The organism is Streptomyces coeruleoprunus, from assembly GCF_039542925.1.
GTDB lineage: Bacteria > Actinomycetota > Actinomycetes > Streptomycetales > Streptomycetaceae > Streptomyces > Streptomyces coeruleoprunus.
The window spans coordinates 1,825,359-1,840,554 of the sequence record NZ_BAABIT010000001.1; the positions used below are offsets into that span (position 1 = coordinate 1,825,359).

At 68.6% G+C, this 15,196-nt stretch carries 12 protein-coding genes; 5 read left to right on the plus strand and 7 right to left on the minus strand.

What is annotated here, in order from left to right:
• Positions 1–310: 310 nt before the first annotated feature.
• Positions 311–598: a 30S ribosomal protein S15 gene (gene rpsO / locus ABEB09_RS07745; protein ID WP_031118350.1), complete on the minus strand. Its 288-nt coding sequence runs from the start codon at positions 596–598 to the stop codon at positions 311–313.
• A 156-nt stretch (positions 599–754) separates the two neighbouring features.
• On the minus strand, positions 755–2,260 hold the full coding sequence (gene eccD / locus ABEB09_RS07750) for a type VII secretion integral membrane protein EccD (protein ID WP_345688422.1): 1,506 nt from the start codon (positions 2,258–2,260) through the stop codon (positions 755–757).
• Between the two features lie 314 nt (positions 2,261–2,574).
• On the opposite strand from eccD, the gene eccCa reads away from it, so the two are divergent.
• The 5 genes from eccCa (at position 2,575) to ABEB09_RS07775 (ending at position 10,852) form a co-directional block, all read left to right on the plus strand.
• Positions 2,575–6,549 carry a type VII secretion protein EccCa gene (gene eccCa / locus ABEB09_RS07755; protein WP_345688424.1) on the plus strand — a complete coding sequence of 1,325 codons (3,975 nt, stop codon included), beginning with the start codon at positions 2,575–2,577 and terminating at the stop codon, positions 6,547–6,549.
• A gap of 163 nt (positions 6,550–6,712) precedes the next feature.
• Positions 6,713–7,213 (plus strand): hypothetical protein, encoded by a 501-nt coding sequence (locus ABEB09_RS07760; protein WP_345688426.1) that lies wholly within the window; start codon positions 6,713–6,715, stop codon positions 7,211–7,213.
• Between the two features lie 9 nt (positions 7,214–7,222).
• Positions 7,223–9,502 (plus strand): DUF6571 family protein, encoded by a 2,280-nt coding sequence (locus ABEB09_RS07765; protein WP_345688428.1) that lies wholly within the window; start codon positions 7,223–7,225, stop codon positions 9,500–9,502.
• A 232-nt stretch (positions 9,503–9,734) separates the two neighbouring features.
• Entirely contained in the window at positions 9,735–10,172 is a 438-nt protein-coding gene (locus ABEB09_RS07770; RefSeq protein ID WP_345688430.1) for a hypothetical protein, read from the plus strand.
• Positions 10,173–10,273: 101 nt separating this feature from the next.
• Positions 10,274–10,852, plus strand: coding sequence for a hypothetical protein (locus ABEB09_RS07775; RefSeq protein WP_345688432.1), 579 nt, complete (start codon positions 10,274–10,276; stop codon positions 10,850–10,852).
• 77 nt (positions 10,853–10,929) lie between these two features.
• Here the strand turns inward: ABEB09_RS07775 and ABEB09_RS07780 are convergent, their stop codons facing one another.
• The 5 genes from ABEB09_RS07780 to ABEB09_RS07800 all read right to left on the minus strand — a co-directional run bounded on the left by ABEB09_RS07780 (position 10,930) and on the right by ABEB09_RS07800 (position 15,176).
• On the minus strand, positions 10,930–11,229 hold the full coding sequence (locus ABEB09_RS07780) for a WXG100 family type VII secretion target (protein WP_345688434.1): 300 nt from the start codon (positions 11,227–11,229) through the stop codon (positions 10,930–10,932).
• A gap of 62 nt (positions 11,230–11,291) precedes the next feature.
• Entirely contained in the window at positions 11,292–11,651 is a 360-nt protein-coding gene (locus ABEB09_RS07785) for a WXG100 family type VII secretion target (protein WP_345688436.1), read from the minus strand.
• 88 nt (positions 11,652–11,739) lie between these two features.
• A complete protein-coding gene (locus tag ABEB09_RS07790) occupies positions 11,740–12,996 on the minus strand; it encodes a S8 family serine peptidase (protein WP_345688438.1) in 1,257 nt (418 codons plus the stop codon).
• A 21-nt stretch (positions 12,997–13,017) separates the two neighbouring features.
• Complete coding sequence (locus ABEB09_RS07795) at positions 13,018–14,706, minus strand: hypothetical protein (RefSeq protein ID WP_345688440.1); 1,689 nt, start codon at positions 14,704–14,706, stop codon at positions 13,018–13,020.
• A gap of 5 nt (positions 14,707–14,711) precedes the next feature.
• Complete coding sequence (locus tag ABEB09_RS07800) at positions 14,712–15,176, minus strand: hypothetical protein (RefSeq protein ID WP_345688442.1); 465 nt, start codon at positions 15,174–15,176, stop codon at positions 14,712–14,714.
• Between the last annotated feature and the right edge of the window lie 20 nt (positions 15,177–15,196).

Below are 15,196 nucleotides of genomic sequence, written 5' to 3' on the forward strand. Positions count from 1 at the left end.
GCGTCCGTACGCCCGTGTGGCGCGGGACGGGGGACGGAGAGCTACGCGCCTTGTGTGCGGGCCGGTCTTCGATCGAAGCACCCGGGGGCACCCTTTCGGGTCTGTCCCGGGGGCCACTACCGAGGACCGGCGGCGGCGAGGCGGTCTCTCCTCTTGCCATTCTTGCGTTATGTCCGCTTCATGGCGATTTCTTTATGGCGTTGTGCGACCAGATTACTGAGCCTGTGCCCAGCCGCGCATTCCGGCCGGTGCGCGCGTACAGCAAAGGGAGCGGTCCCCTGTCGACGGGAACCGCTCCCTTCACCACGTCTTACTTGGCGCCCGCAGCACCGCGGCGGATGCCGAGGCGGTCGACCAGCGTACGGAAGCGCTGGATGTCCTTCTTGGCCAGGTACTGCAGCAGGCGGCGGCGCTGACCGACCAGGATCAGCAGACCACGACGGGAGTGGTGGTCGTGCTTGTGGGTCTTGAGGTGCTCGGTCAGGTCCGAGATGCGGCGGGAGAGCAGCGCGACCTGGACCTCGGGGGAGCCGGTGTCGCCCTCCTTGGTGCCGAACTCGGCCATGATCTGCTTCTTCGTGGCGGCGTCGAGAGACACTCGGTACTCCTCTTGGTGTTCGATGCGCCCGCGAGTGCCCCTGGTCTTGGTCTCAGGGGAACTTCCGTGACTCGGAGGCGAAGGCTCGATGAGCGCTGCCCCCAGATCATCCGGGGGCGCGTACACAAACGGCCGTCACACAGCGTACCAGTCCTTCTATGACGTCAGCGCACGGATGGAGTGGTAGACGTCGAAGACCGCGAGGCAGAGCGGGACGAGCGTGAGCAGTACGGCGGCCTCGGCGATCTCCAGGAAGCGGCCCCAGAACGGGGTTACGCCCTTGTTCGGCACGATCAGGCCGATGGCGACGATCAGCGCCGCGACGCCCGCGATGGCGGCCGCCAGCCAGATCGTCCGCAGCTCCAGAGCGCCGCCCTGGCCGCGCAGGGCGTCGCGCATGACGCCGGCCGGCGGGTTGAGGGCCAGGCCGAGGCCGAGGAGCACCAGGGCGCCCAGGCCCGCGGCGAGGGCGCAGCCGATCTGGGCGGTGTAGCGGAACAGGTGGGCGCGCATGAGCATGGCCACGCCGGTGGCGAGGGCGAGCAGCTGGGCCCACACGTCGTCGGAGAAGCCGAGGACGGCGCCCGCTCCCACGGCGAGCAGCGCGCAGCCGCCGACGAGGCCGACCAGCAGCTCGTGGCCGCGGCGGGCCTGGGCCGCGATGCGCTCGGCGTCGACCGGGCCCTGCGGGGCGGGGTCGTTGCCGTCGTATCCGCCGCCGACCGCCGTGCGCGGCGGGTCGAAGCCGATGGGCAGGCGGGCGAAGCGGGTCGACAGGCCCGGCAGGAAGGCGAGGGCGCCCACGGCGAGCGGGGAGCACACGGCGGCGCTCTCGACGGGCGCCATCCCGGTCAGGGTCGCGACGAACGTGACGATCATGCCGACGGCCGAGGCGAAGGCGAACGCCACGAAGGGGCCGTCCCCGCCGGGCGCGACGATCGTCAGGATCACCGACACGACGAGCACGGCTGCGCACGCCAGCAGGAACTGGAGCCTGCCGGGGCCATGGCCCTGGGCGAGCGGCAGCAGGCCGGAGCCGGCGACCGCGGCGTTCGCCATGGCGCCGACACCGAGGGCGATGGCCGAGCCCCGGTCGTCGTACACCCGGGCCCGTACGCAGGCGAGGGTCAGCAGCAGCACGCCGGCGACGCCCGCCAGGATCGCCGGGAGGCCGTGCATGTCGTGGCGGGGACCGGACGTCCAGAGCACGAACGCCAGGAGGACCAGCAGGACGGACCCGCCGAAGAGGCCGGAGCCGCGCATGAGGGCGTCGGTCCAGAACGTGCGGTCACGGGCGACCGCGGACGCCACGGCGTCGGAGACGTCGTCGAAGACGGCCGGGGGGAGCGACTCGGCGAACGGCCGCAGGGAGAGCAGCTCGCCGTCGAGGATGCGCTGGGCCGCCAGCGAGCGGGCGCCGTCGAGGACCTTGCCGTCGCGGCGCACCAGGTGGTAGCCGACCGGGCCGCCCTCCACCGGGCTCTGGCCGGAGAGGCGCAGGATCTCCGGGTAGAGGTCGGCGACGGGGATGTCCTCGGGCAGAGCGACGTCGACGCGGCCGTCGGGCGCGACGACCGTGACGCGACAGAAGCCGGTTCCGCCGCCGGACGGCGTGGCGGGACCCGGGTGACCGGCTGCGGTGGCCGCCGCTGGGGCCGTCATACTCACCTGCTGCTTCCCCTCGTGATGCTGTGCGGGATTCCGTGGATGGACGGAACTTCGCGGGACTTCTCTGGACTTCTCGGACGGAGTGCGGACTTCTCGGGTGGATGTCGTGACGCCCACGCACCGGAGACCGGCATCGCGATCCGAGTGACCCTCTTTTTGCGGTAGTTCATGAGTGCGCAAATATCTCGCGTCACCCTACCGCTCACCCGTCACCCCGTCCGCAAGTAGGATCCCCACCGCGGATGGAGCCCGTCGCCACGGGGGCGCCGATAAGGAACGTTTCCGTCCGGCAAGGGAATTGGTGAGCTGTGAGTCAGATCGTCGTCAAGCGCCCACCACGGGTCCTGCCCTCCGAAGTGCCCAGCGAGCAGGTGCAGCTGCAACCGCCGCCGGAGCTGCCCAAGGGGCAGCAGGAGGGCGTGCTGATGCAACTCCTGCCCATGCTCGGCATGGGCGGCTCCGTCGTCTTCTTCTTCATGACCCCGAATCCGATCATGCGGATCATGGGCATGATCATGATCGCGTCCACGGTCGGCATGGGCATCGCGATGCTCGTACGCTACCGGCGCGGCACCCAGGGTCAGCTCGCCGACCTGCGGCGCGACTACCTGAGGTACCTCACCCAGACCCGGAAGTCGGTGCTGCGCACGGCGCGGCTCCAGCGTGACGCGCAGTTCTATCTGCACCCGTCGCCGGAGCAGCTGTGGGCGCTGGTCGCAGAAGGCAGCCGGGTGTGGGAGCGACGCGTCGGCGACGACGACTTCGGCCAGGTGCGCGTCGGCCTCGGCAGCCAGCAGCTCGCCACCGCGCTCCTCGCCCCCGAGACCGCCCCCGTCGACGACCTGGAGCCGCTGACCGCCGGCGCCATGCGGCAGTTCCTGGCGACGCACGGCACGCTCGACGGCCTGCCGATGGCGGTGTCGCTGCGCGCCTTCTACCACGTGGCGGTGAGCGGCGAGGCCGCGTCCGTCCGCTCGGTGACCCGCGCGATGGTGGGGTCGCTCGCCTCGCTGCACTCCCCCGAGGACCTGGTCGTCGCGGTGGCGGCCGCCCCCGAGAACGCCGCCCAGTGGGAGTGGGCGAAGTGGCTCCCGCACGTCCAGGCGCGCGGCGCGGTCGACGGCGCCGGCAGCCTGCGGCTGATCACCACGGACGTGATGGAGCTGCAGGAGATGCTCGCCGGGCACCTGGAGGGCCGGCCGCGCTTCCAGGGCGGCGACAATCCGCTGCTCGACCAGCCGCACCTCGTCATCGTCCTCGACGGCCGGACCGTGCCGCCCATGTCGGCGCTGGCGGCCGCCGAGGGCCTGCAGGGCGTGACGATCCTGGAGGTCGTCCCCGGTGACGCCGGGGGCGCGCGCGGACAGCTGTCGGTGGTCGTGCACGCCGACGAGCTGCGCCTGGAGTCCGGGCACGGCCTCGTGTACGACGGCACCCCCGACGGGCTCAGCCTGGAGGCCGCCGAGGCGCTGGCCCGCCAGCTGGCGCCGCTGCGCATGGCGTCGGGCGGCGACGACGACGAACCGCTGCTGGCGAACCTCGAGTTCACCGACCTGCTGAACCTCGGCGACGCGGCCTCGGTCGACGTCAGCCGCACCTGGCGGCCGCGCTCGCAGTCGGAGCGGCTGCGCGTGCCGATCGGTGTCGGCGAGGACGGATCGCCCGTGATGCTGGACCTGAAGGAGGCCGCGCAGGAGGGCATGGGCCCGCACGGCCTGTGCGTGGGCGCGACCGGCTCCGGCAAGTCGGAGCTGCTGCGGACGCTGGTGCTGGGCCTCGCGGTCACGCACTCGTCGGAGACCCTCAACTTCGTCCTCGCGGACTTCAAGGGTGGCGCGACCTTCGCCGGCATGTCGCAGATGCCGCACGTGGCGGCCGTCATCACCAACCTCGCGGACGACCTGACGCTCGTCGACCGCATGGGCGACTCGATCCGGGGCGAGCTGAACCGGCGGCAGGAGATGCTGCGCGACGCCGGCAACTACGCCAACATCCACGACTACGAGAAGGCGCGCGCGGCCGGCGCCGCGCTGCAGCCGATCCCCTCGCTCGTCCTGGTCATCGACGAGTTCAGCGAACTCCTCACCGCCAAGCCCGACTTCATCGACATGTTCGTGCAGATCGGCCGCATCGGCCGGTCGCTCGGCGTGCACCTGCTGCTGGCGTCGCAGCGCCTGGAGGAGGGCCGGCTGCGCGGCCTGGAGACGTACCTGTCGTACCGGATCGGTCTGCGGACCTTCTCGACGGCCGAGTCGCGCGCGGCGATCGGTGTCCCCGACGCGTACCACCTGCCGAACGTGCCGGGCTCCGGCTACCTGAAGTTCGGTACCGACGAGATGGTCCGCTTCAAGGCGGCGTACGTCTCCGGCGTGTACCGCTCCAGCGCGCAGCGGCTCGCCGTCGCCGGCGGCCCGCTGCCGGTCGACCGGCGGCCGGTGCCGTTCACGGCGGCGCCCGTGCCGATCCGGTACGTCCAGCCGTCGGCGCGGCCGCAGGTGCCGGACGCGGGGACGCAGGAGGACGACGCGCTGGCCGACTCCGTGCTGGACGTCATCGTGCGGCGGCTGGAGGGGCGCGGTGTGGAGGCCCACCAGGTGTGGCTGCCGCCGCTGGACAACCCGCCGCCGCTGGACGAGGTGCTGCCGGGGCTCTCGGAGGTGCAGGGCCGCGGTCTGACCCAGCCGGGCTTCGAGGGCGCGGGACGGCTCGTCGTACCGCTCGGTGTCGTGGACAAGCCGTTCGAGCAGCGCCGCGACACGCTGTACCGGGACTTCTCGGGCGCGGCCGGCCACATGCAGATCATCGGTGGCCCGCAGTCGGGCAAGTCGACGCTGCTGCGCACCCTGATCTCCGCCTTCGCCCTCACGCACACCCCGCACGAGGTGCAGTTCTACGGCCTCGACTTCGGTGGTGGCGGTCTGTCGGCGGTCGCCGGCCTGCCGCATGTCGGCGGCATCGCGTCGCGCCTCGACCCCGAGCGCGTGCGGCGTACGGTCGCCGAGGTGTACGGCATCCTGTCGCGCCGCGAGGAGTTCTTCCGCAGCGCCGGGATCGACTCCATCGCCACGTTCCGCCGGCTGCGCGCCCGGGGCGAGATCTCCGTGACGGACCAGCCGTGGGGCGACGTGTTCCTGGTCATCGACGGCTGGGGCAACTTCCGCTCCGACTACGAGGGCCTGGAGCAGCTCGTGATGGACATGGCCGCGCGCGGTCTGGGCTACGGCATCCACGTCGTGCTCACCGCGTCCCGGTCCATGGAGGTGCGGGCCAACCTCAAGGACCACCTGATGAACCGGCTGGAGCTGCGGCTGGGTGACCCCATGGACTCCGAGCTGGACCGGCGGGTGGCGGCGAACGTCCCGGCCGGGGTGCCGGGCCGTGGTCTCACCCCGGAGAAGCTGCACTTCATGGCGGCGGTCCCGCGGATCGACGGCATCAACTCCGACAGCGACCTCTCGGAGGCGACGGCCGCGATGGCCCGCGAGGTCGGCCGGCACTGGACGGCGCCGGGCGCCCCGGCCGTACGGCTGCTGCCGCGCGAGCTGCCGGCGGAGAACCTTCCGGCGGGCTACGCGCACCCGGAGCGCGGTGTCTCCTTCGCGATCGACGAGAACAACCTGGCGCCGGTCTTCGCCGACTTCGAGCGCGACCCGTTCTTCCTGGTCTTCGGCGAGAGCGAGTCCGGCAAGTCCAACCTGCTGCGGCTGCTGGTCAAGCAGCTGACCGAGCGGTACGACGGGGACTCCTGCAAGCTGTTCGTGGTCGACAACCGGCGCGCCCTGCTGGACGTGACGCCCGCCACGCACCTCGCGGAGTACGTCCCGATGTCCAACAACATGGACCACCACGTGGACGCCCTGGTGGGCCTGATGCGGCGGCGCACGCCGTCGGAGGACGTCACGGCGCAGCAGCTGCGGGACCGCAGCTGGTGGCAGGGCCCGAACATCTTCGTCGTCGTCGACGACTACGACCTGGTGTCGACGTCCAGCGGCAACCCGCTGGCCCCGCTCACCGAACTGCTGCCGTTCGCCCGCGACGTGGGCGTCCGCTTCATCATCGCCCGCAACACGGCGGGCGCGAGCCGCGCCGCGTACGAGCCGTTCATGCAGCGCATGATGGAACTGGGCGCCCAGGGCGTGATCCTGTCCGGCGACCCGAGCGAGGGCGACGTCCTGAGCGGCGTCCGCCCCCGCCCGATGCCCCCGGGCCGAGGCATCTTCGTCTCCCGCCAACGCGGAAACCCGCTGGTGCAGACGGGCCTCATGGCTTCGGATCTGCGGTAGGCGGACGCACTTGTCGGGGCGCTCGCGGGGTGCGGGCGCCCCGACAAGGCTTTTTCGGGCCGGGTGACACTCCGGTCGGATGAGATGACTTGCAGTTATCACGGCTGGGTTCCTAGCGTGGCGCCAGCACAGTGCTTTCTACGTGGAAGGGGCAGGCACGCGCATGGCGTGGGACGAGTGGGAGCAACTGAAGGCCGAGGCCCAAGCCCGTGGCGATACGGGGATGCGGCTGAACGGGGTACCGCCGGAGCCCGCCCCCAACGCGGGAGGCCCGAACGGTGTCCTCAAGGTCCACCAGGCCGACCTGGCCGCGATCGGTGACGAGGCGTTCAAGCTCTACACCCGGCTGTGGAAGGAGGCCCGCGTCACCAGCACCGAGACGGCGGGCACCGACTTGACCAGTCAGGGAATCATGCTGGGCAGTGCCCTCACCCATGTGTCACAGCGCTGGGACCGGCAGCTGAACACCCTGATGGACGCCTGCGCCCTGATCTCCAACCACATGGACTTCACGAAGAACGCGCACCAGGGCGACGAGTACCACATCAAGCGTCGCGTGAGCAGCATCCACGCGCTGGACGCGGGCTTCGACGAGTCGTTCGCGCCGCCGGGCAAGAAGAACGACGTGTACGGCACCAAGGAGAAGAAGGACGAGAAGGGCTAGAGGGGCATCGTGGACTTCGAATCTCTTCACTCGGCCAACTTCAAGCTGCTCGACGACACCGTCAGCGACTGGACGAGCATGGTCCAAAGGCTCGGACAATTGGAGAAGGAGGCGCGGGACGGCCTCCGCGGAAAGGCCCTGAAGGCCAACTGGATGGGCTACAACGCCACGGTGTCCCGTGCGTTCGTCGGCAGGACGGCGGGAGAGTTCGCCGACGCGCATGCTCAGGCGACGTCCATCCGCAACATCATGCGCGACACGCGGGACGAGCTGAAGACACAGCAGCGCCTGCTGAAGGAAGCGGTTGAGCGCGGGCGGGGGAAGCAGCTCACGGTGAAGTCCGACGGCTGCTTCTTCACGGTGCTGGCCGGCCCGGACGCGAAGTCCCCCGCCGCGCAGAAGGACGTCGACGCGCTGCGCGACGAACTTCAGCGGATCGTCGACAAGGCAGGCGAGATCGACGCCTCGGCCACCACGGCGCTCAAGGCGCTGGTCGACCTCACGGACTACGGCTTCTCCGGAGCGAAATACCGGGACCGCGACACCGCCACAGCCGCTCTGGAGCGGGCGGATCGCCTGGCGGCACTCGCGGGGAAGGACCCCAAGGGGCTGACGGTCAAGGAATTCGACGAGCTCAACGCGGGACTGAAGAAGTACTCCGGCGACGAGCTGTTCGCCGAGCACTTCGCCGAGAAGCTGGGTGCGCAGGGGACGCTCCGGTTCTGGGAGGGACTCAACGACCCCCACACAAACGGCGACCTCGAGGGCGCGCGCCGCGACCGGTTCGAGGACCTCCAGAAGCATCTGAGCCTGACGCTCGCCACTGCGACGCAGGCCGACACTCTGGAGATGACGAAGTGGAGGGGCGAGATGATCGACATCGGCAGCCAGCCCGTCCATAAGAACAGCGGCAACCTGGGCTTCCAGGTGATGAGCAACCTGATGCGCTGGGGGAACTTCGAGGACCAGTTCCTCAAGGACTACGGCAAGGCCCTGATCGACACCGAGAAGCGCGTCACGGACAACGGCCGGGGCATGGCCCACGCCTGGATGCAGCAGCCGATGGACCCCTTGCTGAACCGCACCGGAACCGATTCCGGCGCGGACCCCGTCGTGGGCTTCATGAAGGCCCTGTCCAACAATCCGGGCGCCGCGACGGACTTCTTCAACGGGACGTTCGTCACCAAGGACGAGGACCACGAGTTCAAGACGAAGCTTCCCAACGGAGAGGAAGAGAAGGCGGAAGTCTCCAACTTCCGGTACCTCTTCGAAGAGCGCGAATGGCCGCCTGTCGAGGACGACAAGGGCGAGAAGAGCATCGCCGGCCGCAACTACATGGCCGCAGCCCTGGAGGCGGCGACTACGGGACATCCGGCGGGCGAATCGCCGACGCGTGAGACTCCCCCGCACAACGAGGGGCAGACCGCGGTCATGGAACAGCTTGTCGAGTCCATCGGCCGTAAGCCGGAGATCTTGAAGGAACACGGGTACATGTCCGACAGCATCGGGCAGATCACCTCGGAGTACCTGCCGGACATCCACCGGGCCATGACGAACGCCGGCCCGCTCAATACGAGCGTGCCAAAGCTCTTCCCGATCGCGGGGGCGCATGCCGACTTCAACCACACAGACGTGACGCGGCTCCTCTTGATGGTAAGCCAGAACCCTGAGGGCTACGCGGCCGTCGAAGTCGGCCAGAAGGCCTATATGGCCAATCTGCTCGACTACCACATGAATCCTGACCTTCCGCAGGATCAGCGGTATCCGCACAGCATGGAGGAAACTGTCACCGAGATCGCCAGGCAATCGGCCGAAGTCGGCGGCACACTCGCCATGGGACGACAGGAGGGCGTGCTCGGCGAAGCCAAGCAGAACGACGGGGACTACGCAAATGCCGTGAATGAGAGGAAAGCAACCGTCTCTGGAGTCCTCGGCATGGGAGTCGGTATCGGAACAGGCTTCATCGCCAGCCCACCGGTCGGAGCAGCCGTGGGCGGGGCGGTAAGTACGGTGGGTGGCGTGATCATCGAACTCGTCTTCCAGAACGCGGCGGGTGAGGAGCTCAAGAGTCGGGGTTACAACGCGGCGCGGCTGTGGGAAGACAGCGAGGAAAAGAATGTCGCACTGAGCGGGGAAGCCGCCAGGCAAGCCGCTGCGGCACACAAGTCGCCGTACGCCGATCAGGCCGAGGAATGGGCGCGAAAGGGCACAGCTGACGGATTCAACGACGCACACACAGGCGCTAAGCAGATGGCTGGTGACCTCCTGACCGCTCCGAGTGCAACTTAACCACCAGATGGACACCTCGAAGGTACGGGTCCGGCCGCGAGCCGCAGAGCTTACGCAAGGCCACGCTGCAGACCACACCACAAGGACGATCATGCCCCTTAGAGAAGACTTCTCACGTTGGCGAGGCATCGCCCTCTCGGCAGGCCTGCTCGCGATGTCCCTGATAGTGACTGCCTGCTCGTCCCCACCAACACGCGACTACCAGACTCCAGAGACTCTATGCGGGACCAAGGTGCCCAAACAGCTACTGGAGGCAGTGCTTCCTCCAGGGAAGTCCATCTCTGCGCAATCGAAGTCCGGACATGGGTCTCAGCGTTGCCGTCTGGAAATCGACGGAAACACCGCGCTTTCTGCCGGAGTCGAGTGGTACGACGAGGGAAGGCCTTTGGATTTCCTTGCCGGACTGATGATGCCGCCGGTCGGAGACGCCGGATTCGAACGCCCCCATAAGCTCACTCCCGACAAGCGTTTTCTGATCTCTGACTCAGCTGCGGTTGGCCTGGTCAAGTGTGCCGACCCCAGCTACATCGACAGGGACGTCAAAGGGGACCTCTTCACCAAGATGTATGTCCTGGGCGGCCAGTCGAACGAAGAGGAAATCAAGTCCCTGATCACCGCGTACACCGAAGCCATGACCAATTCCGCGGCCTGCAGGAACGAAATCTGGTGAGGCACTGGTCCACCTGGCCACGCCGACACCGGGTCCGATGCCAGACCTGCGTGGTCGCAGGGGCCTTGGCCTTGGCGTTGACCGCAGGCGTATGGGGATACGTGGAGGTCTTCACGAAAGGGATCGACCGGCTTCCCGATCGTCCATGCGCCGGAGCTGTCGAGCGCGATACCGTCGCACGCGCGCTGCCCAGTGCGCGTAAGGCAGTGGAAAAGGAAGTGTTGTCCCCCGACCAGTTCGATTGGATCATGTTCACGTGTAGCGTTACCACCAGCGACGGCCACATGATCTTGGGCGACGTGCAGCCCACGATGGGATCGCTCGATGAATGGCGCGATTACTTCTCCGGCGGAAAACTTGAGGAGAACGCGGTCGAGGTTTCCTCGGGCGATGTCCTTATCCGCACGTCATCCGGGTACGCGGCGGCGTACGTCCCTTGCACGTTGTCCAGGGAAGCCGAATCGCAGCGAGGTGAACACAAGCCCATCCAAGGACTGGTGGTGGTGGCAGACACGCTCGGCAGGACCCGGGCGAAGGGTACCGAGCTGGCTCAAGTGATGGGGGATTTCGCCTATCAGTTGGCCGTGCATGTGTACAAGATCGGTGGCTGTCAGCAGCCCCGTACCTTCCCCGATGCACTTCCACCTGTCGCGAGCGGAGAGCCGGTGATCGAACCGTAGTGGGCCCCGGAGATGCATGAGGGGCGGGCACCTCCCGCGCGTGCCCGCCCCTTCGTTACAGCCTCGGCCGTCACCGCTTACTGGAAGTTCGACGCGGCCTTCTTGTCGCCGGCCTGGTACGCCGGAGAAGCCTCGCGCACCGCGTTCGAGATCTGGGTCAGCGACGTGTGGATCGCCGTCGCGCGGCGGTCCCAGTCGGCCTGCGCGGTGTTGTACGCCTCGCGGGCCTCGCCCTCCCAGAGGGAGGAGATCGACTTGATCTTGGCCTGAATGGCCTTGAGGCTCGCGTCCAGGCGGTCGGCCTGCTTCTTGATGTCACCCGCGGCGTCATCGAGCCGCGCGTAAGTGACGATCATCGTGCCGTCGTTGTTCGCCATCGGTCCTCCAACCGTGTCGTGCTGTCGTAAGTCGGCCGGGCTCCGTGCACGGCCGGAGCGTGTCAGTAGCTGCTGAGGTTCGACGTACGGGCCTCGGCCTTGGCGTCGCCCGAGTAGCCGTCGGCCACGTCGATGCCCCGCATGGCCGCCTCGATCTCGTCGTCCGTGTTGCCGGCGATGGTGCGAGCGGCCTCAATGGCCTCCTGGAACTTCAGCAGAAGCTTGCCGATGCCGACCATGTTCTGGTTGATCTGCGCCTGCTTGACGTTGAACGCACCGGCACCGATACCGGCCCAGGCGCCTTCCAGGCTGTCGATGGTCGCCTGCAGGGCGGCCAGCTGGGCCTTCACGTCGTCGAAGTTGCGGGTCAGCTCATCCTGGAGGCCCTTGAGGGCAACGCCATTGACCTTCTGCACTGCCATGCGATGTGCTTCCTCTCTGGAGGTTCTCGGTGGGGGTTTCCTCACCGGTCGGTGCGCGCGATGCGAGGTCGCACGCTGAGCGGGCGGGTCAGCTGCTGCGGCGCTTGCGGGCGATCAGGAACACGCCGCCCGCGAGGACAGCGGCCGCCGCGACGCCGCCCAGGACCAGGCCCAACTGGCCACCACCGTCGGCCTTCTCGCTGGAGACTGCCACGGAGGAGTCGCCTGTGGGCTTGCTCTGCGGTGCTTGTGACGAAGCTGGTGCAGAAGCTGCGCCGGAGGCGGGTGTGGAGGGTGCCGGGGAGGCCCCACCTTCGGCACCCTTCATGTCGGGCAGCGGGTTGACGTTCGGGTCACCCGGCTTGCCCAGGCCACGGTTGATGTGCGCACCGGGGCGGACGATGCCGTGACCGAGGTAGTTGCTGAGCGTGCCGGGCTTCCAGCCCTCACCCTTGCCGGCGCTCTCGAACATGACGCGAAGCACCTGGTTCGCGGTCCAGTCGGGGTGCGCGGACCAGATCAGCGCGGCGGAGGCGGAGGCGATGGCGGTGGCGGAGCTAGTGCCCTGCGCGCCGTCGCAGTAGCGTGTGAACGTCGCGTCGCACCAATTGGGAATGTCCTGGCCGGGTGCAGCGATGTCCACGAAGCTACCGTGCTGGGAGAACTCGCCCACCTTGCCATCGCGGTCCGTTGCGGCGACGCCAACGACCTCCGGGTAAGCCGCCGGGTACTCCCGCTTGTTGCCTTTGTCCCCGGAGTTGCCCACAGCAGCCAAGAGTAGTTTGCCCTTGCTGTGCGCGTACTTCACCGCGTCAGCGAGTCGTTGGGTCTGATATGGCGTGCCGAACGACATGCTGATGATTTGCGCGTCGCTGTCGGCTGCGGCCCGAATGCCGTCCTCCATGTCCCAGGGGTTCTTCTTGAGTTCCTGTGACCCGGAGCTGTTGGTGCGGATAGGGATGATCTTGACGCCTGGTGCCAGTCCCTGGAGGCCTCCACCTCGTCCGGTTCCCGCGATCAACTCGGCCATGCTCGTCCCGTGACCATCGTTGTCGTCGGTTTTCCCGTTCACCGTCGTGGCGTCGACCCCCTTGAGGACCTGCCCCTTCAACGACGGCGTGGAAGCGTTGACCCCTGAGTCGATGACAGCGACCTTGATGCCTTCGCCGGTCGTCTTCTTCCAGATCTCGTCGACATGCATCGCGTCCAGGTACCACTGCTTCGCCCGCATGTCTTCCGCAACCGCGGACGGCGCCATGCCGGCGAATCCAATGGTCCACGCACCGGCCAAGGCCAGCGCCCACGTCAGACGCCGCCGTGGCCGATGCGTCGTTCCTGCTGCCATCCTGACTGCCGCTCCCTGTCGTTAGTCGATCACCGGCGGTACGGGGCCGCGCCGCCGGGGCGTCCATGTCTCTTCGTCTTCCGTCAGGTAGTCCGGACGTGCGGCACCCGACTCCTCCGGTTCCTTGCCCTCCGACTTGCGTCGCGGGGTGCCGACCACGCCGTTCACGCTGGGTGTGCCCCGCCCCGTCGGGCGGTTCGCACCCACTGCGGGGTTGGCACCGATGACGCCCGACTGGCTGGGCCTGGCAGTGGGGCCGCGCCCGGGCGCGGGGGTCTGGCCACCGATCACCGTTCCACGAGGGATACGCGAACCGGTAGAGCCCGAAGCGGCACGCTGTTGGGGCGTACCTCCGACGATGCCGCCACCTCGACCAGCGGCAGGTCCCGGCGTACCGGTGCGCCCCACGGGAGGCTGGCCCGTGGGGCGTCCCGGCGTACCGGTGCGCCCCACGGGAGGCTGGCCCGTGGCGGTCGGGCGACCGACGATGGGAGAACGTCCGCCGGTGGTGCCACCAGGCGTGCTGGTGGGACGCCCCATGACGTTGGGCTGGCCGGTCGTGCCCGCACGCCCGATCGGGCCGCCACGCTGGCCACCCGGGTTGGGGCCGCCACCCGGCACACCCGGGCGACCGACCGGGTTGGTCGTCGGACCGGCGGTCCTGGGGGTGGCCTGCGGACCCGTTGTCTTAGGAGCAGTGGGCCGCAACGGGTTCGTGTAGCCGGGGGCCATGGGCGGAACCGGGCCCGTGGGGTTATTTGTGGGAGGAGTCACCGGCTGGGCCGGCGGCGTACCGAGAGGCGTCGTGGGCGTAGGCGGCGCCGTGACGGTGTCGATCTGAACAGATGGGTCGTTCGTCGGCGGCGGTGTCGGGCTCAGCACCTCGGCTCGGGGCGGGACAGCCGTGGTGACGTCCCTGTCCGCGCGCGCAGGAGCTCCCTGGTGCCTCTCCGCCGCCTGAAGCGTCGCAGGGCTGCCTGAGGGAACATTGCTTCGGCCGTCCGCCATCGTGGGCTGAGGCACATCCGCCTTGAGCATCGGCGGGAACTTCGGCGGTTCCTGTGTCGCCAGGGTCTGTTCCGAGACCGCGTAGAAGGACGCCAGGCGGTTCATCTGGTTGATGGCCTCCTGGCGGTCGCGTTCCGCCTTGAGGGCCTTCTGGTAGTCCTGGTTGTCCGCCGTGCGCTCCGTCGGCGGGAAGTCCTGGGCCTTCTTCGGGTCGGGGCGGGTGTCGCGCGGGGGCTTGGAGTTGCGGACCGACGCGAGGCCCGTGCTGGCGACCTTCATCTGGGCGCCGGCCACGTTGGCGAAGGTGGCCAGGTTGTAGGCGTACTTGGCGAGTTCGCCGCCGAAGCGGCGGAACTCGGTGCCGGACACGCCCTTCCACTCGACCACGCGGACGTAGTCGTCGAGTTCCTTGGCCGCGTCGTTGAGGGCCTTCACGGCCTTCTCCAGGGCGTCGCCCGCGGACTCCAGGTCCTCCGGCTTGGCCGCCTCGAGGAGGTCGAGCATCGCGTTGAGCTGGGCGCCCTCGAAGTTGGTCTTGCCGTAGAAGCCGCCGGGGCCGCTGCCGGGGCCCAGGCCGACGCTCTTCATGGCCGCCGAGATGCGCTCGAGGGCGTCGGTGGCGCCGAACCGGGCCTGGATGTTGGTCGCGTCGGCGGCCTGCTGCTGCTCGGGGGTGAGGTTCTTGTTCTTCTCTTCGCTCATCGCTCTTACCCCAGGTCCTTCGTGCCGGTCGTGGAGTCGTTGCGGTCCTGCTCCTTGGCCCGTTCCTGCTCCTGCTGCCGGTAGTGGGCCTCGTCCACGCGCGCCTTGATGCTGTGGAACCTGCGCCGCGCCTCCTCGTCGACGTTGTCGAGGCCGACCTCGGCGGCGTGGACGCCGATGCGGAGCATCTCGATCTGGTCGCTGAGGAGCTTGGAAAGGGAGACCAGCTCCTTGTGGACGCGGTTGTACTGGTGGAACAGGCCGTCGGCCTCAGCGAAAGGCAGATTGGCCCCGCTGAAGGCGCCGCGGGCGATGGTGTGCTGGGCGACCTTGGTGCTGCCGCCCGGGCCGTTCTCGAATTCCGTCAGGAGTGCCGTGACCCTCTTCTGGAAACGCTGCAGCGCGCCTACGCCGCGCTCGAGATCCGTCCCGCCGCGCGAGCCGACCCCGCCACCTTCTGCATCGAGCACTGTGCTCGCCCTCCCCGTTT

What these genes read in the sequence shown, in the direction of transcription:
- eccD (WP_345688422.1), bottom strand. Translation starts at nt 2,260, where the DNA reads ATGACGGCCCCAGCGGCGGCCACCGCAGCCGGTCACCCGGGTCCCGCC.
- ABEB09_RS07760 (WP_345688426.1), top strand. Translation starts at nt 6,713, where the DNA reads ATGGCGTGGGACGAGTGGGAGCAACTGAAGGCCGAGGCCCAAGCCCGT.
- ABEB09_RS07780 (WP_345688434.1), bottom strand. Translation starts at nt 11,229, where the DNA reads ATGGCGAACAACGACGGCACGATGATCGTCACTTACGCGCGGCTCGAT.
- ABEB09_RS07785 (WP_345688436.1), bottom strand. Translation starts at nt 11,651, where the DNA reads ATGGCAGTGCAGAAGGTCAATGGCGTTGCCCTCAAGGGCCTCCAGGAT.
- ABEB09_RS07790 (WP_345688438.1), bottom strand. Translation starts at nt 12,996, where the DNA reads ATGGCAGCAGGAACGACGCATCGGCCACGGCGGCGTCTGACGTGGGCG.
- ABEB09_RS07795 (WP_345688440.1), bottom strand. Translation starts at nt 14,706, where the DNA reads ATGAGCGAAGAGAAGAACAAGAACCTCACCCCCGAGCAGCAGCAGGCC.